The sequence below is a fragment of the Paraburkholderia sediminicola genome (genome assembly GCF_046026855.1).
GTDB lineage: Bacteria > Pseudomonadota > Gammaproteobacteria > Burkholderiales > Burkholderiaceae > Paraburkholderia > Paraburkholderia sediminicola_A.
Genome location: NZ_JAQQET010000022.1, coordinates 46,580 through 63,388 on the forward strand (window position 1 = coordinate 46,580; position 16,809 = coordinate 63,388).

General features: G+C 59.3%; 17 protein-coding genes. 7 read left to right on the top strand and 10 right to left on the bottom strand.

Annotated elements, in window-relative coordinates; translation table 11 throughout:
* Window positions 1-79: 79 nt before the first annotated feature.
* Window positions 80-961 (bottom strand): polyprenyl synthetase family protein, encoded by an 882-nt coding sequence (locus PQR40_RS23575; RefSeq protein WP_169487189.1) that lies wholly within the window; start codon window positions 959-961, stop codon window positions 80-82.
* Window positions 958-1,266: an exodeoxyribonuclease VII small subunit gene (locus PQR40_RS23580; RefSeq protein ID WP_408230955.1), complete on the bottom strand. Its 309-nt coding sequence runs from the start codon at window positions 1,264-1,266 to the stop codon at window positions 958-960. The genes PQR40_RS23575 and PQR40_RS23580 overlap by 4 nt, the downstream gene beginning before the upstream one ends.
* A gap of 287 nt (window positions 1,267-1,553) precedes the next feature.
* On the opposite strand from PQR40_RS23580, the gene put2H reads away from it, so the two are divergent.
* Both put2H and PQR40_RS23590 read left to right on the top strand, forming a co-directional pair.
* Window positions 1,554-2,660, top strand: coding sequence for a putrescine 2-hydroxylase Put2H (gene put2H, locus PQR40_RS23585; protein ID WP_408230958.1), 1,107 nt, complete (start codon window positions 1,554-1,556; stop codon window positions 2,658-2,660).
* A 218-nt stretch (window positions 2,661-2,878) separates the two neighbouring features.
* On the top strand, window positions 2,879-3,748 hold the full coding sequence (locus tag PQR40_RS23590; protein ID WP_408230961.1) for a sulfurtransferase: 870 nt from the start codon (window positions 2,879-2,881) through the stop codon (window positions 3,746-3,748).
* A 152-nt stretch (window positions 3,749-3,900) separates the two neighbouring features.
* Here the strand turns inward: PQR40_RS23590 and PQR40_RS23595 are convergent, their stop codons facing one another.
* The 3 genes from PQR40_RS23595 to polA form a co-directional block, all read right to left on the bottom strand.
* On the bottom strand, window positions 3,901-4,773 hold the full coding sequence (locus PQR40_RS23595) for a dienelactone hydrolase family protein (RefSeq protein WP_408230964.1): 873 nt from the start codon (window positions 4,771-4,773) through the stop codon (window positions 3,901-3,903).
* Window positions 4,774-4,863: 90 nt separating this feature from the next.
* A complete protein-coding gene (locus PQR40_RS23600; RefSeq protein ID WP_408484931.1) occupies window positions 4,864-6,213 on the bottom strand; it encodes an NAD(P)/FAD-dependent oxidoreductase in 1,350 nt (449 codons plus the stop codon).
* Between the two features lie 176 nt (window positions 6,214-6,389).
* Complete coding sequence (polA, locus tag PQR40_RS23605; RefSeq protein WP_408230970.1) at window positions 6,390-9,131, bottom strand: DNA polymerase I; 2,742 nt, start codon at window positions 9,129-9,131, stop codon at window positions 6,390-6,392.
* Window position 9,132: 1 nt separating this feature from the next.
* On the opposite strand from polA, the gene PQR40_RS23610 reads away from it, so the two are divergent.
* On the top strand, window positions 9,133-9,876 hold the full coding sequence (locus PQR40_RS23610; RefSeq protein WP_028196168.1) for an LOG family protein: 744 nt from the start codon (window positions 9,133-9,135) through the stop codon (window positions 9,874-9,876).
* 73 nt (window positions 9,877-9,949) lie between these two features.
* On the opposite strand, the gene gcvA is transcribed toward PQR40_RS23610, so the two are convergent.
* Window positions 9,950-10,867, bottom strand: coding sequence for a transcriptional regulator GcvA (gcvA, locus tag PQR40_RS23615; RefSeq protein WP_408230973.1), 918 nt, complete (start codon window positions 10,865-10,867; stop codon window positions 9,950-9,952).
* 97 nt (window positions 10,868-10,964) lie between these two features.
* Between gcvA and PQR40_RS23620 the strand changes: the two genes are divergently transcribed.
* Window positions 10,965-11,534 carry a chromate transporter gene (locus PQR40_RS23620; protein WP_408509956.1) on the top strand — a complete coding sequence of 190 codons (570 nt, stop codon included), beginning with the start codon at window positions 10,965-10,967 and terminating at the stop codon, window positions 11,532-11,534.
* Window positions 11,531-12,061 (top strand): chromate transporter, encoded by a 531-nt coding sequence (locus PQR40_RS23625; RefSeq protein WP_408509957.1) that lies wholly within the window; start codon window positions 11,531-11,533, stop codon window positions 12,059-12,061. The genes PQR40_RS23620 and PQR40_RS23625 overlap by 4 nt, the downstream gene beginning before the upstream one ends.
* A gap of 156 nt (window positions 12,062-12,217) precedes the next feature.
* Here the strand turns inward: PQR40_RS23625 and PQR40_RS23630 are convergent, their stop codons facing one another.
* Complete coding sequence (locus PQR40_RS23630) at window positions 12,218-13,318, bottom strand: IS5 family transposase (RefSeq protein ID WP_408509982.1); 1,101 nt, start codon at window positions 13,316-13,318, stop codon at window positions 12,218-12,220.
* A gap of 436 nt (window positions 13,319-13,754) precedes the next feature.
* On the opposite strand from PQR40_RS23630, the gene PQR40_RS23635 reads away from it, so the two are divergent.
* Complete coding sequence (locus PQR40_RS23635; protein ID WP_408509958.1) at window positions 13,755-14,213, top strand: hypothetical protein; 459 nt, start codon at window positions 13,755-13,757, stop codon at window positions 14,211-14,213.
* Between the two features lie 113 nt (window positions 14,214-14,326).
* On the opposite strand, the gene PQR40_RS23640 is transcribed toward PQR40_RS23635, so the two are convergent.
* Genes PQR40_RS23640 through PQR40_RS23650 form a run of 3 tightly spaced genes read right to left on the bottom strand, consistent with a single transcriptional unit; the run spans window position 14,327 to window position 15,934 of the window.
* Window positions 14,327-14,752, bottom strand: coding sequence for a hypothetical protein (locus PQR40_RS23640; RefSeq protein WP_408509959.1), 426 nt, complete (start codon window positions 14,750-14,752; stop codon window positions 14,327-14,329).
* Entirely contained in the window at window positions 14,731-15,483 is a 753-nt protein-coding gene (locus PQR40_RS23645; protein ID WP_408509960.1) for a hypothetical protein, read from the bottom strand. Before PQR40_RS23645 ends, PQR40_RS23640 begins: the two co-directional genes overlap by 22 nt.
* A 1-nt stretch (window position 15,484) precedes the next feature.
* The gene (locus tag PQR40_RS23650; protein WP_408509961.1) at window positions 15,485-15,934 is read right to left on the bottom strand and encodes a hypothetical protein; all 450 of its coding nucleotides are present in this window, start codon (window positions 15,932-15,934) and stop codon (window positions 15,485-15,487) included.
* A gap of 416 nt (window positions 15,935-16,350) precedes the next feature.
* Here PQR40_RS23650 and PQR40_RS23655 point away from each other — a divergent pair, with 416 nt between their 5' ends.
* Window positions 16,351-16,752 carry a hypothetical protein gene (locus tag PQR40_RS23655; protein ID WP_408509962.1) on the top strand — a complete coding sequence of 134 codons (402 nt, stop codon included), beginning with the start codon at window positions 16,351-16,353 and terminating at the stop codon, window positions 16,750-16,752.
* Window positions 16,753-16,809 lie beyond the last annotated feature (57 nt).

The window sequence follows — 16,809 nt, forward strand, 5'->3', positions numbered from 1 at the left end:
TCCATTGTAGGAAAACTTACGCGCCCGCACTTCATACATGCACCTCATAGCAAAGGTGCGCGGCGGCGAGCTTTCGCGTTCAGCTAACCCGGTTCACCACCAGGTCGGCCAATTCGGCCAGACGCTGCGCGCGCGCACCGAACGGCGCAATCGCAGCGTGGGCGTCGCTGCGCAGTTGCGCTGCGAGCGCACGCGACGCATCTAGCCCAATAATCGACACGTAGGTCGGCTTGCCGTCCTTCGCGTCTTTACCTGCCGTCTTGCCAAGCGTCGCGGAATCGGTCGTGACGTCGAGAATGTCGTCGACAACCTGAAACGCGAGGCCGACAGCGGCCGCATACGCGTCGAGCGAACGCATCGCGTCCGCATTCGGCGTTTCGCCCGCCAGCGCGCCCATGCGTACAGCAGCACGCAGCAAGGCGCCGGTTTTCATCCGGTGCATGGTTTCGAGTTGCGCGCGCGTCAGCGTGTGGCCGACGCTCGCCAGATCGATGGCCTGGCCGCCGCACATACCGATCGAGCCACTCGCCAAGGCCAGTTCACGCACGAGCGATGCCTGCTGCGCCGGCGCCAGCACGTCCGACGTCAGCGCGACGAACGCCTGCGCTTGCAGCGCGTCGCCGACCAGCAGCGCCGTGGCTTCGTCATATTTGACGTGTACCGTGGGTTTGCCGCGACGCAGTGCGTCGTCGTCCATGCAGGGCATGTCGTCGTGCACGAGCGAGTACACATGGATCATTTCCAGCGCTGCCGCTGCCGCATCGAGGCATTCGGCGCGCGCGCCGGTCAACTCGCCGGCCGCGTGGCACAGCAGCGGGCGCACCCGCTTGCCGCCACCCAGCACCGCATAGCGCATGGCTTCATGCAGTTTGGCCGGCTCGGTAGCTTCCGTAGGCAGGTAATGTTCTAGTGCCGATTCGACGCGCTCGAGCACCGAGCGTGTCCATTGTTCGAATGTCATAGGTCGTCCCCGCTTTCAGTAGCGGCTGTGCCTGCGCTATTCATAGGCAGCGGCTTGAGCGTCTCGCCATCGAGCACGCGTACCTGCTGCTCGACCTTCTCGAGCTGCTGCTGGCAAAACGTTACGAGAGCCGCACCGCGCCGGTAGGCGCCGAGCGACTCCTCGAGGCTGAGATTGCCGCTTTCCATACGCGCAACCAACCCTTCCAGCTCAGCCTGAGCGGCCTCGTAGTTCTCGGGCAACGGTGTGGTATCGACGCCTTCAGCAGGCGCGGCAGCAGTATCTTTCGACGCGGTCTTCGCCATGAATAGTCGCAAAATTAAAACAAGTCGGACATTCTACGGCAAAAGCGACATTTCCGATCTCATCGCCAGCCCGCGCCCCGCCTTTGCCCTCCGTACCTGCCCCTCAGTCTCGCAGAAAAAAATCGATTGGTCTGCGGCGAAAACCGTGAACTTCCTTGACATTTTTGACCCAAATCAGGTACTTAAGCGCCCCAAGAAAGGGGAAACGGGTATAATTGCGGGCTCCCTAAATCGAATCTTCGATGGTTGGGTTGTTCACTGCTTTCACGTCTTCATCGGGAGTGGGAATGTCCAATCTGAGCAATGCATTGCAGTTGCGGTCTGTTCACAGCCAGCTGCCAGTCACGGCTTACTTTGACGAAGCGCTTCTAACGCGCGAAATCGACACCCTTTTCAAGAAAGGTCCTCGCTACATCGGCCACGATCTCATGGTGCCCGAAGCGGGAAATTATTTTGCTTTGCCCAGCGAGAGCGAAGGGCGTGTGCTCGTCCGTAACCAGCAGTCGCAAGTCGAATTGCTGTCGAACGTGTGCCGCCACCGGCAAGCCATCATGCTCAACGGCCGCGGCCAGACGGAGAACATCGTCTGCCCCCTGCATCGCTGGACGTACGACCTGAACGGCCAGCTCCTCGGTGCACCTCATTTTGCGGATAACCCCTGCCTGAATCTCGGCGCCACGTCGCTTCAGAACTGGCAAGGCCTGCTGTTCGAAGCGCAGGGGCGCGACGTCGCGCGGGACCTGGCACGGCTCGGCACCACGCAACACTTCGATTTTTCGGGCTTCATGTTCGATCACGTCGAAGTGCACGAATGCAATTACAACTGGAAGACCTTTATCGAGGTCTATCTGGAGGATTACCACGTCGCGCCGTTCCATCCGGGCCTCGGCAGCTTCGTCAATTGCGACGATCTGACGTGGGAGTTCGGCGAGTGGTACAGCGTGCAGACGGTCGGCGTTCACAAGGATCTGGAGCAGCCGGGCAGCCCGACGTACCGTAAGTGGCACGACGAGGTTCTGCGCTTCCGCGGCGGCAATCCGCCCGAATTTGGCGCGATCTGGATGGTGTACTACCCCGGCATCATGATCGAGTGGTATCCGCATGTGCTGGTCGTGTCATGGCTGATTCCGCGCGGTCCGCAGAAAACCACCAATGTGGTGGAGTTCTATTATCCTGAGGAAATTGCGCTGTTCGAGCGCGAGTTTGTCGAAGCCGAGCGCGCCGCCTATATGGAAACGGCCCGCGAAGACGACGAGATCGCCGAGCGCATGGACGCAGGCCGCCGCGCGCTGATGGAGCGTGGCGAATCGCAGGTCGGCCCGTATCAGAGCCCAATGGAAGACGGCATGCAGCACTTCCACGAATTCTTGCGGCGCGAACTCGGCGCAATCTGATCCGCGCGCGACCCGTATTGACCGGCATTTGAGCCGATCCTTGCGCAAGCCGCATCAAAGCATGGAAAGACGGGCTTCGGCCCGTCTTTTTTTGTTTAGACTATCAGTATGGTTCGGTCATTTGCTAACGCGCCAAGCCGCCGGGCAACCGCCGCAATCGCCCGCTTCGCGACCATCTTGCATGGGACCGGAGTTAGCGTGTCGACTCAGGAGACGTCATGCCCCACACTCACTACACCACACTCATCTCCGCGACAAACCTTGCGGAACGGCTGGCCTCCGCGCCGGGCAGCGTGTTCGTCGTCGATTGCCGTTTTGATCTGGCCGACACCGGAGCAGGCGAGAAAGCCTATCTGGCCGGGCATTTGCCGGGCGCGCACTATCTGAACCTCGATCGCGATCTGTCGGGGCCAAAGAACGGCAACAATGGCCGCCATCCGTTACCGGATCGTGCGCGGCTGGTGGAGACGCTGGAATCCCGCGGGCTCAAGCAGGGTCAGCAGGTGGTCGCTTATGACACGCAAGGCGGCATGTACGCCGCACGCGCCTGGTGGCTGCTGCGCTGGCTCGGCCACGACGCGGTTGCGCTGCTCGACGGTGGACTGCAGGCCTGGCAGGCCGCCGGTCACCCGCTGACGCAAGACGCCCCGGCGCAGAACACCGGCGACTTCAAAGCGGGCGCACCGCTTTCTGTCACCGTCGATGCGCAAACCGTCGAGCGCAATCTCGGCACGAAAGAACGCGTCGTGGTCGATGCGCGCGCGAACGATCGTTATCGCGGCGAGAACGAAACGCTGGATCGCGTCGGCGGCCATATTCCTGGCGCGCTCAATCGGTTCTTCAAGGACAACCTCACCGCCGACGGCCGCTTCAAACCGGCACACACGCTGCGTGAGGAATTCCATGCGCTGCTGGCCGACACGCCGCCGGAACACGTCGTGCTGCAATGCGGCTCGGGCGTGACGGCGTGTGTTAACGCGCTCGCCATGGAGATCGCCGGCATGCATGGCGCGGCGCTGTATGCGGGATCGTGGAGCGAATGGAGTTCTGACCCGAAGCGGCCGGTTGCAACGGGCCCGAATCCTTAATCGACCCATCAAGCGGACCGATTAACAAAAAAAGGCCGTGGCCGCTGCTCAGCGGTTACGGCCTTTTCACTCTCGTTAAGCCGAGCGCATCAGCGCCCTTACGGTGCGTTAGCGACGGTATCGAACGCGCCCGGCCACGCGAACAAGCGCCCTCATGCGACTCCGTGCTGCTTGAACCACACCAGCGCCCGGCGCCAGCCATCTTCAGCATCGGCCTTCTTATAGCTCGGCCGATAGTCCGCGAAAAACGCATGGCCTGCATCGTCATATACAACGAATTGCGAGCCGCGTCCCACCTCCGGACCCTGCGCGATAGCCTGCTTCATCTGTTCGAGCGTGTCTTGCGGGATGCTTTGGTCCTGGCGGCCGTATAGGCCCAACACCGGCGCATGCAACTGTGCCACTTCATCGAGCGGATTGTCCGGGGTCATCGCGGTTTTCTGACCCGTTACGCGCCCATACCAGGCCACGCCCGCCTTCAGCCGAGGATTGTGCTCGGCATACAACCACGCAATCCGCCCGCCCCAGCAGAAACCGTTCACGCCCAGCCGGTTCAGATCGCCGCCGTGTTCGCCAGCCCATGCGACGGTTGCGTCGAGATCGCCCATGACCTGGTCGTCCGGCACCTTGCTGACCAGTTGTTCATTGAGTTGCTGCATGCTCGTGTACACAGTCGGATCGCCTTGCCGTTCGTACAGATTCGGCGCGATCGCGAGATATCCCTGCTTGGCAAAGCGACGGCACACGTCGGCGATATGCTCGTGCACACCGAAAATCTCGTGTACGACGATGATCACCGGCAGGTGCGTCTTACCCTTCGGTTGCGCGCGATACGCCGGCACGAGCGTATCGCCCGAACGCACACCAATCTCGCCGACTTCGAGACCATCGCTATCGGTATGGATGGTTTGCGCCGACACCGGCAGAACGGCTGCGGCGAAACCGGTGCCGAGCGCGGCCTTGATGAAAGTACGCCGATTGAAGGGAACGTGCGGGACCAGGCTGTCGATGTCGGGGTTCAGCATGCGGCGCTCCTCGGGTGAAGGTTGGAGGCAACAGGATACGCTTCACCCGCGTCCTGTTGCACGTGCAACCTTCTCAAACGCGGCCAGCCTTCAGTGCAGCTTGACCCGTGGCAGCGTGGTGCGCCGCAACCAGTGCGCGAAGGTGTCGAGCACCATCCGCGCGTAGCCGTGCAGCGCCGCGATATGCAGCCGGTACAGCGACATGTACATGAAGCGCGCGAACAGCCCTTCGATCAGCATATTGCCGCCGATCACACCGCCCATCAGATTGCCGACTGCGCTGAAGTGCCCGAGCGACACCAGTGAGCCGAAGTCGCGGTAGGTAAATTCAGGCAGTGGCTTGTTGTCGAGCCGTGCCGCAAGCGCCTTCATCAGGAAGCTCGCCTGCTGATGGGCCGCCTGCGCGCGCGGCGGCACGTTGCGCTCGTTGCCCGGCCATGGGCAAGCCGCGCAATCGCCGAGCGCGAAGACGTTGTCGTCGATTTCGGTTTGCAGGGTGCGGCGCACGATCAGTTGTCCCAGACGGTTGACCGGCAGGCCGTCCAGCTGGCTCAGGATAGCCGGTGCCTTGATGCCCGCTGCCCACACCGTCAGGTCGGCACGCACGGTTTTACCGCTGGCCGTGCGGATCATGCCGGGCGCGACCTCGGCCACGGTCTCGCCGGTCATCAGCTTCACGCCGAGTTTGGTGAGCAATTCGGCGGTAGCCGTCGACACGCGCTCCTGCAAGGCCGGCAAAATACGCGGCCCGGCCTCAATCAGAACGATACCGACGTCGTGCCGCGGATCGAGCTTATGCAAGCCGTACGCCGACAACACCTGGGCCGTATTGCGCAATTCAGCCGAGAGTTCGACCCCGGTCGCGCCGCCGCCGACGATCGCCACCTGGATGCGCGGCTCAGAAGAAGGCGACGTGCCCGAGCCCGATTCGACAGGTTCATGCACCTGATGCTCCGCGCGCATGCAGGCGGCGATCAGGCGTTTGCGGAAGCGCTCCGCCTGGCTGACCGTATCGAGCGCGAGAGAAAACTCAGGCGCGCCCTTCACGCCGAAGAACGCCGTGGTGCTGCCGATCGCGATAATCAGCGTGTCATATTCCAGGCCGCGTGCGGGTAGCAATTCGGCGCCATCGTCGTCGAGCACCGTGCCGAGTGTGAGGCGCTTGTTCGCACGGTCCAGACCGGTCAACTCGCCCTGCTGAAACTCAAAGCCGTGCCAGCGCGCTTGCGCCGCATATTCGAGTTCCTGGGTGAATGGGTCCATGCTGCCGGCCGCCACTTCATGCAGCAGCGGCTTCCAGATATGGGTTGGATTACGGTCGACGAGCGTCACTTGCGCGCGCGCACCGCCCTTGTTCTTGCGGGGTGCATAGCGGTCGCCCAGGCGTGTCGCCAGCTCCAGTCCCCCCGCGCCCCCGCCAACGACGATAAATCGATGCATTGAACTCTCCGTATTTGCCGATGGGTTGTGCGTCGCGACGGCGCGCATGACACATGAAGCGCGCGCCGTCTGTCCTGGCGATTGTCCGCGAGCGGCACGGGTTGTCACAAGCCATCAATACGCATATGTGACATGCGCACGACGTTATCGCCTATCCAGCACCCGTCACACGCACGTCAATGCGCTTCTTCCCAGTTCAGGCCGGCGCCCACTTCCGCGACCAGCGGCACTTTCAGCGCGGCGACACCGCACATGAGTTCCGGCAAGCGCTTACGTACATCGGACAATTCCGCGTCCGGTACTTCGAGAATCAGTTCGTCGTGCACCTGCATGATCATGCGCGTACCGACCTTCGAGTCTTCGATCCACTTTTGCACCGCGATCATCGACAGCTTGATCAGGTCGGCGGCCGTGCCCTGCATCGGCGCGTTGATGGCCGCGCGTTCTGCTGCCTGGCGGCGCGGACCATTACCGCCGTTGATCTCCGGCAGCCACAAGCGGCGGCCGAACGCCGTTTCCACGTAGCCCTTGGCCTTCGCGCTCACACGCGTTTCGTCCATATAACGCGCAACGCCCGGATAACGCGCGAAGTAGCGGTCGATGTACAGCTTGGCTGCATCGCGTGTAATGCCGAGGTTCGCGGCAAGACCGAACGCGCTCATGCCGTAGATCAGGCCGAAGTTGATGACCTTCGCCACACGCCGCTGATCGTTCGACACTTCGAGCGGCGTCACGCTGAAAATTTCCGCCGCGGTGGCGCGGTGAATGTCTTCGCCTTGCGAGAACGCACGCAAGAGGGATTCGTCGCCGGAAATGTGCGCCATGATGCGCAATTCGATCTGCGAGTAGTCAGCGGAGACGAGCTTGTGGCCCGGCGGTGCGATAAACGCTTCGCGAATACGGCGCCCTTCGCCGGTGCGAACCGGAATGTTCTGCAAGTTCGGATCGTTCGACGCCAGCCGCCCCGTAACCGCCACGGCCTGCGCATAATTCGTATGCACACGGCCCGTTTGGGCGTTGACCATGCGCGGCAGCTTGTCGGTGTAGGTCGATTTCAGCTTCGACAAACCGCGGTGTTCGAGCAGGATCTTCGGCAACGGATAGTCTTCGGCGAGCTTTTGCAGCACTTCTTCGTCGGTGGACGGCGCGCCGCTCGGCGTCTTCTTGACCACGGGCAATTCAAGCTTCTCAAAGAAAATCTGACCGATCTGCTTTGGCGAACCCAGATTGAATTCGCCGCCGGCCAGCACGTACGCTTCGCTTTCCAGTTGAATCAGACGCGTGGCGATTTCGCTGCTTTGCGCGCGCAGCTTGTCCGCGTCGATCAGCACCCCGGTGCGCTCCATCTTGCGCAAGACGCGCGAGGTCGGCACTTCGATGTCGCGATACACATAGTCGAGCGTCTTCTCGGCGGCCACTTGCGGATACAACGCCTGATGCAGACGCAAGGTGATGTCGGCGTCTTCTGCCGCGTATTCGGCGGCCGTTTCCAGCGCGACTTCATCGAAGCCGATCTGCGACGCACCTTTGCCCGCCACCTCTTCGTACTTGATCGTCTTGATGCCGAGATGGCGCAGCGCGAGGCTGTCCATGTCGTGCGTGCGATGCGATTCGAGCACGTACGATTCAAGCAGTGTGTCGTGTTCGACACCGCGCATTTCGATGCCGTAGTTTGCCAGCACCTGCTCGTCGTACTTCATGTGCTGGCCGACCTTCTTGTGATCGGCGCTTTCCAGCCACGGCTTGAGTTTCGCGAGCACTTCATCGCGCGGCAGTTGCACGGGCGCGTCCGGGCCTCGATGCGCGACCGGGACATACGCGGCATAGCCCGGTTCAACCGAGAACGACAAGCCCACGATTTGCGCAGTCATCGGATCGAGCGAGGTGGTTTCCGAATCGAACGCAGTCAACTCGGCGGCGTTGATCTTCTCGAGCCACGCATCGAACTGTTCCCACGTCTGCACCGTGTCGTAGTGCCGTTCGATATCCACGGTGAGCGCCGGTGCCACATCGGTCTCGGGACCTGCCACCGCGTCAGCGATTTCCACTTCGCGCAGCCATGTCTTGAAGCCGTTACGCGTGAACACGTCGCGCAGTTCTTCGCGCGATTCCGGCCGGCTCTCCAGACTTTCTTCGATCGACACGATATGGCCGGTCAGATCGCAATTGCGCTCGACGGTGACGAGTTTCTTCGCCATGGGCAGAAAATCGAGCGCACGGCGCAGATTGTCTCCTACCGCACCTTTGATTTCGTCCGCATGTGCGACGATGCCATCCAGCGTCTCGTACTGCGCGAGCCATTTGACCGCCGTTTTCGGGCCGCATTTCTCGACGCCCGGCACGTTGTCGACGGTATCGCCGATCAACGACAGGTAGTCGATGATGCGCTCCGGCGGCACGCCGAATTTGGCGATCACGCCGGCGCGGTCGAGCGTTTCGTTGGTCATCGTATTGATGAGGGTGACATGATCCGACACGAGCTGCGCCAGATCCTTGTCCCCAGTCGACACGATCACCTTCATACCGCGCTTTTCTGCTGCGGTGCTGAGCGTGCCGATCACGTCGTCGGCTTCGACGCCTTCGATCATCAGCAACGGCCAGCCGAGCGCGCGCACGGCGACGTGAATCGGCTCGATCTGGCGCGAGAGATCGTCCGGCATGGACGGACGGTTCGCCTTATAGTCGGCATACCAGTCGTCGCGGAACGTTTTGCCCTTGGCGTCGAACACGCACGCGCTATACTCTGCTGTGACTTCCTTGCGCATGCGCCGCAGCATGTTGATCATTCCGTAGAGCGCACCCGTCGGGCCACCCTCGGGTCCGCGCAGATCCGGCATCGCATGGTAGGCCCGGTACAGATAACTCGAACCGTCTACCAATAGCAGGGTCTTACCTTCAAGGCTTCGTTCTTCAGGCATTATGACTAAGAGAAAAGTGATTCCGAGTCTGCGATCACTCGCAGATCAAGAGCGCGCAACGGCTAAGAAGGCCCGCGCATCGTGGCAGATGTTCACGATTATGGCAGAGTTTATCGAGGCGACCGAGTACCTCTCGGAGATTCGCCCGGCTGTCAGCATCTATGGTTCAGCGCGCCTGAAACCGAACTCGCCCTACTACAAACTCGCCACGCAAATCGCGCGCAAGCTGTCGGACGCCGGCTTCGCGGTGATCTCCGGCGGCGGCCCCGGCATCATGGAAGCGGCCAACAAGGGCGCCCATGCGGGCAAGGCCCCTTCGGTCGGCCTGAACATCGAGCTGCCGCACGAGCAATCGGGCAATCAGTGGCAGGACATCTCGCTGCGCTTTCGCCACTTCTTCACGCGCAAGGTCACGTTCGTCAAGAACTCGGATGCGGTGATCGTGATGCCGGGCGGCTTCGGCACGCTGGACGAACTCGCCGAAGTCCTCACGCTGATTCAAACCAAGAAGTCGCGCCACGTGCCGATCATTCTGGTGGGCGGCGAGTTCTGGGAAGGCCTGCTTGCGTGGTTCAAGAACTCGCTCACGCCGATGGGCCTGATCAATCCGGCGGATATGGACTTGATGCAGGTGATCGACGATCCGGATCAGGTGCTCGAAGCGGTTCTGAAGTTCTACGAAGACCGTGAAGAAGCCGAACCGCATCCTGCCAAGTCGGATGAAGACCGGATGTTCTATCTGTGATGCTGAAGCTTCGCGCCCCGTGCGCGAAGTAAGCGTGCGATGTTCAATATGCGTTGAGTAACGCACGCAGGCTTTAGCGGGCGCCCCCCAGGTCGCTCGCTTCCACTACATCGGTCTGATCACCCTGCGCTTGCAGCCATTCGCAGAACTGCGCCACGAGCGGCGCCTGCGCGACCTCCCGCCTCGCCACCCACCAATAGCCGCGTGCGTCGATACGCGGACCGGCTAACGGCACGACGAGCCGTCCCGATGCCAGCTCATCCGCCAGCAAGGGCAACGGACCGAGCGCTACGCCGAGGCCATCCACCGCAGCCTGCAAGGCCAGATAGAAGTGATCGAATGACTGCTTCTTCCGGCATTTCGCCGTTACCCCTGCTGCCGACAACCAGTTGCTCCACGCGTCGGGCCGCGTGTCCGAATGCAGCAGCACATGCTTCGCGAGATCGTCAGCCGCGTTGACTGGCGAGCGCTGCAGGAGCACGGGACTGCACACCGGAATCTCGCTCTCGCCAAGGAAGTGGCCGCTCACGCAGTTCGGCCAATGCGCCGGCCCGCGCCGCACCGCGACGTCGAAGCTGTCCAATGTTTCGACCGGCGCGTTTGATGTCGATAAGCGCAGTTCCACATTCGGCGCCTTGCGCTGGAACTGATGAAGCCGCGGGAGCAGCCATTTCATCGCGAAGGTCGGTAGCGCATTCACCCGCAGCACATGAACGACGCCCGTGTCGCGGAGTTGATCCGTGGCAAGCGCGATACTGTCGAACGCAGCCTGGACGGTGCCCAGATAGCGGCGGCCGTCGTCGGTCAGGCGTACGCGCTTGCCGCGGCGATGGAACACCTGCACGCCGAGCCATGTTTCAAAAGCCGCGACTTGCCGGCTGATTGCACCGTGCGTCACATGCAATTCGTTCGCTGCGGCGGTGAAGCTTTCATGCCGCGCGGCGGCCTCGAAGGCGCGCAGCGCAGGAAAAGGAGGAAGATTACGAGCCATGCTTGTGATTCTAGATCACAAAGGCACGCTCAAAAATCGTTTTGCTCACCGCCGGTTCAGCGCTAACCTCCTGAGCTTGAACTGGAAGCTTAACGATATGGATCACGATCTCACCTCAACCGAGGCCGCGCTGGCTCCCGCACCCACATTGCGGGAAATTTTTGGCGGATTTCTTGGCCTCGGGCTGATCTCGTTCGGCGGTGCGCTGCCATTGGCGCGGCGCGCCCTGGTCGAGCGGCGGCGCTGGCTGACTGGCGCGGAATTCACTGACTTACTGGGCTTGTGCCAATTCCTGCCGGGCGGCAATGTCATCAATCTTTCGGTGGCGATCGGGATGCGCTTTCGCGGCGTGCCGGGTGCGCTGGCCGGTTTGCTCGGGTTGATCGCAGGGCCTTCGCTGATCGTGATCGGCCTTGGCGTGCTTTACGAACACACGCAAAACAACCCGCAAGTTCGACATCTGTTTGCCGGTCTCGCCGCCGCCGCGTCCGGTCTGCTGATCTCCATGGCCGTGAAAATCCTGCTGCCGTTGCGGGATAAACCGATGGCCGCGCTCATCGCGGCGCTCGGTTTCATCGCGATTGCCATCATGCGCCTGCCGCTTCTGCCTACGATGCTGGTGCTCACGCCGCTCAGTATCTATATCGCGTCGAGGGCCGCACGATGAACGACACGCTCATTTCTCTTGCCATCATTTTCAGTCAGCTTTCGCTACTGGCGTTCGGTGGCGGCAACACGATTCTTCCGGAGATGCAGCGTCAGGTAGTGGACGTGCATCACTGGATGCCGGCCAGCGAATTCAGTGCGCTATTCGCGCTCGCGCAAGCGGCGCCGGGGCCGAATCTGATGATCGTCACGCTGGTCGGCTGGCATGTGGCGGGTTGGGCGGGAATGCTGGTGACTTCAGTGGCGAAGTTCGGACCGTCTTCGCTCGTGACGATTCTTGCGTTGCATGCGTGGGATCGGTTCAAGGACCGCCCGTGGCGGCGTTACGCGCAAATGGGCTTGGTGCCGGTGACGGCGGGCATCGTTGCGGCGAGCGCGGCGCTGATCGCCGAAGCGTCGAACCCGACTGCGATTGCGTGGGCAATCGCCACTTCTACCGCTGTGCTCGCGTTGAAGACACGCATTCATCCGTTGTGGCTACTGGCGGCTGGAAGTTTGATCGGGCTGACGGGCTTCGGGCAGTTCTGAAACCCTCTAGCAGGCCGTTGAAATATCCGTCGTTGATGCGCGCAGATGCATTGCGACGGATGCTAGGTTCGCACTTTTGAAACGCGGAACGCGTTTGCGGGCATTCGACGTTGCTCGCGGGTCACCATATCGGTGTTATCCATTGCGGCCGGCCCCTCAACCGGCAAGTGTGCGCATACGCGTCAGGTTGTAGCCGACCTGCGTCAGCACGAAGACCTGGTCTACACGTTCAAGTCCTCGATACATCGTCTGTCGAATTCGTCCAACTGTTTTGCCCCATCCAAATACCTGCTCAATGCGTTTGCGTTTTTGCTGGCTGACCGCATAACCCGCCCAACGCGTAGTTCGCTCGTCAATTGCTGAACCTCCCGGCCGCCCAGCGTTTTGCGCCACATGTGGCGTGACACGATTCGCGCGACAACTACCGACGAAGCCGGCGGTGTCGTAGTTCTTGTCCGCTCCGACCGTGATGGCGCGCGGCGCAACACTCGCGGCATCAGCAAGCATCTGCGCGGCCGCGTCGCGCTCGGCGGTGCCCGTGGCCAGCGTCACCTGTGCGTTGACCACCAGGCCGTGCCGGTTGTCGGTCAGCACGTGGCCCATATAACAAAGCATCGCACCGGTTCCTTTGCTCTTACGAAACAGGCGTGCCTGCTCGTCCGTCGTGGATTGGTGCGTCTCGTTACTGCGCTTCTGTCCGTGCCAGTTGTCGTTCGGCGCGGGCGGTTCGTCAGGAGGTGTGTCGTCATCGTCTGGACCTGCCTTCGGCACAAAGCTCTTATGCCCCGCCCATGCCTGAATCAATGTACCGTCGACGCTAAAGTGCTCCCCAGAAAGATGTCCACGCTCGCGCGCGGTCTCGACTGCCTCGTTGAAGAGCAACAACACCACATCGTGTTCGAGCAACCGGTCGCGGTTCTTGCTGAACGTCGAGTGATCCCAAACGGTCCCGTCCATCGGCAGGCCGACGAACCAGCGGAACAGCATGTTGTACGAAATCTGTTCCACCAGCATGCGCTCGCTACGAATCGAGTACAGCAACTGCAGCAAAAGAGCTCGCACCAGTTTCTCCGGTGCAATGCTCGGGCGACCTCCTTTCGCGTCAGCCTCGTACATCCGCGCGAAAACATCGTCCATGCGTTTAAGCGCGTCATTGAGCCAGGTGCGAATCGGACGCAACGGATGGTCCTTCGGCACAAAATCGTCCAGCTTCAGCACCGTGAACATTGACTCGGTAAAACCATCTGGCCCACGCATCCGTTCCATCTCGCTCTCATTGATGACATAAGTTCAACGTTTACGCCTTCGTAACGGATGACCGCTACATGAGGTATTTCACCGGCCTGTTAGGGGAACCCGACAGCGTTACGCTGGTAAGCAAGGCTCTTTCGGATTCCACCGGAGACTGAAGGATGCCAATCACCTGTGATCTAGCCGCTCATAGAAACAGGCAGCAGGCCACCGCGCCAGGAGGCAGAATAGGTAACTCGCTGAACCGCGGACTGCAACCCTCAACTCGACGCGTCATCAACTAGGCGTGATGACGTGCCTGGCGCACAGAACTCCTGTAAACATAGCAGATCGAGAAACGCATTGACCAAACGCAATGCAGTGCCAAAAAACCGTACGGTCAGTGTCTTGGCATTACGGAGCACAGCTATGCTTATAGATTCAGTTACTGCACCATCTGCATATGACCTACCATGCCATCACTGTCACACTTGAAAACATCGGCGGGATAGTCGCCGATAAAGATAAATATGGCAGGAGAACAATCGGAACAGCCTTTAACGTCACAGTTGCGGGAAAACGTCAGTACGCCGTACAAATGCGCGGTGCGCCTCGACTTGAAAACGGCATGGTCGTGACGGCGGTACTGCGCGATACGGATAACTGGCAAACACTTGTGGGATGGTTAAACCACTCCACAGGCGATATTTGCGGAGTTGATTCACCCGAGATTTCATTCTGGTGGGTTGTGGCTGGCATCCTGATGTCAACCCTGCTTTACCTTAAATGGATAAACGAAGCTCACAGCGGCGACACTAGTGCACGCGTCGTAGTTTGGACTGTCGCGGTCTTAGCGATAAACACCTGGTCGCTGTTCTCCTGGCGGAGGTCTGTGAAGGTCTACAGGTTGCTGAAACCCTAAATGTCTGGGTAATCTCAAAGTCACGGGATGACTGTGGCGAAAATGTCTGCCATCACTTCCCGAGCAATGCGGTAAGTGATGGCAGAAGAGAAAGGCCGCTTATTCGGCATTCATTAAAGCCACTGCAAACCGTCGCCGGTGGCAGTCGTTTCGATCCAATCTTTCACCGCCTTGCGCCGCAATATGAACAGCGCGCCGAGTCGGAGCCACACACTAAGGGTAATTAGCGCGATAGCCCACAATCCCAATGCTTGCAAATATGGGTGGCCAAATATAGCCCACGCAAGACCAAAGGCCCCGATCCACTTAAGCAGATCGTAAGCCCATCTCCGTCTCTTTATTCCATACACAAGCGCCAGGGGATTCGCCACGAGACTTGCGAACACAGCCAGACACCCCTCCCAAGGCAGGGAGCCAGATTGAAGTAAGCCGATTTCCACCACAGCCTCGCACAGGAAGGCGAGAAAGAATCCAATAAGTGAAACCCGAATACAACGCGGCATTGCTTTCATAGCTGTCAGAATTTTACGTTCTTGCAATAATCCATTCCACTAACAATATCGCTCCAACCCTGCTCAACACTTAGATATCGGCAGTAGTTCTCTTTGTATTGATCCTCGTTGACTGGCGTGAAACTACCTGGAACGGGGGTCGCCATAGGCATCAAGCCTTTACCTGAAACACCCTTATCGCTCAGACAAACGAACAACCCCTTTTGCGTCAATATTTCGTCATATGACGCAAGGATGTATCCACTCCCAGTTTGGAGACTTGACCAATACAGCGATGCACTAGCAACCGACACAGGTTGCGAGATTTGCAGCAAGTTTGACATATAATTGCCCAACCATATTTTGGCAGAGTTTACATATGGCTGAAAGGAGGATTGCAAGTCTGCGGCGAGGACGAGTCCGCTGATTACTGCTGCGGCGCCAGGTCCGATTTCAGCCAAAACAAGCACAGTAAATGCGATTGTTCCAGCGGCACTGATAATGGTCAGCACATCGCCTGTTTGGACCTTTTTGTCCGGGTTTTTCCAATCCGTCACAACCTTTATTAATGCAGACGTCGCATTCATTAGGTTTGCCTGAATACGTATCGGCTTCAGCATCGGAGTGATATTTGTTATGGTCGCAACGACGTTGGTGCCGTTCTGCATAACCGACAGCGAGTCATTCGGACTATTTTCTGCGGACATAAATGTCTGAAAAGTAGTCATCGAGTTCGAACCGTTTTCGATGAACTGAAACGCCATTTCTGCTTTTGCCATTTTATTCAGCCTTTGACTCTGTGTTCCACGGGGCAATTGAATTTACTGAGGAACTGACGGACGGCGCGACAGACGGACTCGATCCGACAACATAGCGATAATAGAGCTGTGTATTACCTACTTTGGGCACGTACACCGGCTGGGCGATGAATGATTTTGTCTTTGTGAGAATGACAGGCAGGACATCAATAATCTGAGAGAACCCTTTATCTGTCACCACCTGGAGACTCGCTGCAATATCGCCATTCGGGTTGTCAAAATTTATGATGCGCACCCAGAATACCCATGACCCGTCGTCGCGCCTCAATGCGGTCGCGCCGTTTGTTAGCGCATATCCGCGCAGCAACGTGGCTGTAATTTGGGGGGATGGTGGGACCGCCTTTGCGATTTGATATGTGATGCCAATAAGAGACAATGCACTTGTTCGCAAAAATAATCGTCTGGTAGTCATCGTGTTTTATTTAGTTTGGTGGATGTCGCCGTTTTTGAATGTAGCTTTCACTAAATTTAAAATGTATCTCCACCGACGATGTGATTGACATCAGACAATTCCGAAAATGACGGTTATCGCGGTGGATAGCCAGGACGATTGAATGAGACGTTACAGATGGTGAGAAGCACCTTGTAAGCTCTGTTGAAGGCGTGTGTACTCAGACTTCTTTGGCCGAGAAAAAATGACGCAAGATGGCGCGTTCAGTATCGAAGAGGCGTCTGGAGATTTGCGCGATCCGCGCAGCCTCACGCCGACTCATGATCTGACGGAGATGCTGCTGATGGCGCTGCGTGGGATTCTGTCGAGCGCCGATAGTTGGGTAGCGATCCAGACATGCGCCGAAGCGAAGCTGGAATTCGCGCCCATTCCCGGCGTTGACCATTCAGGCGATAAGCCTCGACGGCAAGATGGTGGGCGGCGACCAGCGTGCGCTCCAGCTGGTGTCGGCCTACGGCAGTCGGTGGGGCGTGGCACTGGGACAAGTGCGCACGGCAAACAAAAGCAACAGGATCACAGCGATGCCGGAGTTGTTCGATTCTCCAATGGGATTTCTTTCAGCGCGCCGAAAACAGCATGCACTGGGTACTCGACACGATCTTTGGCGAAAACCAGTGCTGCGTGAGAATCGAGAATACGGCGCAGGACTTCGCAATCCTGTGCCGTATCGCCTTGGATTTGCTCAAGTGCGATGCAAACATAAGCGCAGAAATGAAAATACGCCGGCTCAAGGCCCGCGCCAACGATCAATGTCGCATCACAGCCTGATCAAAGTGTGAGCTTCATGCGATCGCCCTAGCGCCGTCCTCCATATGGCAGAACTGTTCACAGTCGTA

What these genes read in the sequence shown, in the direction of transcription:
- PQR40_RS23610 (WP_028196168.1), top strand. Translation starts at nt 9,133, where the DNA reads ATGACTAAGAGAAAAGTGATTCCGAGTCTGCGATCACTCGCAGATCAA.
- PQR40_RS23625 (WP_408509957.1), top strand. Translation starts at nt 11,531, where the DNA reads ATGAACGACACGCTCATTTCTCTTGCCATCATTTTCAGTCAGCTTTCG.
- PQR40_RS23595 (WP_408230964.1), bottom strand. Translation starts at nt 4,773, where the DNA reads ATGCTGAACCCCGACATCGACAGCCTGGTCCCGCACGTTCCCTTCAAT.
- PQR40_RS23620 (WP_408509956.1), top strand. Translation starts at nt 10,965, where the DNA reads ATGGATCACGATCTCACCTCAACCGAGGCCGCGCTGGCTCCCGCACCC.
- PQR40_RS23630 (WP_408509982.1), bottom strand. Translation starts at nt 13,318, where the DNA reads ATGCGTGGGCCAGATGGTTTTACCGAGTCAATGTTCACGGTGCTGAAG.
- PQR40_RS23645 (WP_408509960.1), bottom strand. Translation starts at nt 15,483, where the DNA reads ATGGCAAAAGCAGAAATGGCGTTTCAGTTCATCGAAAACGGTTCGAAC.
- put2H (WP_408230958.1), top strand. Translation starts at nt 1,554, where the DNA reads ATGTCCAATCTGAGCAATGCATTGCAGTTGCGGTCTGTTCACAGCCAG.
- PQR40_RS23580 (WP_408230955.1), bottom strand. Translation starts at nt 1,266, where the DNA reads ATGGCGAAGACCGCGTCGAAAGATACTGCTGCCGCGCCTGCTGAAGGC.
- polA (WP_408230970.1), bottom strand. Translation starts at nt 9,131, where the DNA reads ATGCCTGAAGAACGAAGCCTTGAAGGTAAGACCCTGCTATTGGTAGAC.
- PQR40_RS23590 (WP_408230961.1), top strand. Translation starts at nt 2,879, where the DNA reads ATGCCCCACACTCACTACACCACACTCATCTCCGCGACAAACCTTGCG.
- PQR40_RS23650 (WP_408509961.1), bottom strand. Translation starts at nt 15,934, where the DNA reads ATGACTACCAGACGATTATTTTTGCGAACAAGTGCATTGTCTCTTATT.
- PQR40_RS23635 (WP_408509958.1), top strand. Translation starts at nt 13,755, where the DNA reads ATGACCTACCATGCCATCACTGTCACACTTGAAAACATCGGCGGGATA.
- PQR40_RS23575 (WP_169487189.1), bottom strand. Translation starts at nt 961, where the DNA reads ATGACATTCGAACAATGGACACGCTCGGTGCTCGAGCGCGTCGAATCG.
- PQR40_RS23600 (WP_408484931.1), bottom strand. Translation starts at nt 6,213, where the DNA reads ATGCATCGATTTATCGTCGTTGGCGGGGGCGCGGGGGGACTGGAGCTG.
- gcvA (WP_408230973.1), bottom strand. Translation starts at nt 10,867, where the DNA reads ATGGCTCGTAATCTTCCTCCTTTTCCTGCGCTGCGCGCCTTCGAGGCC.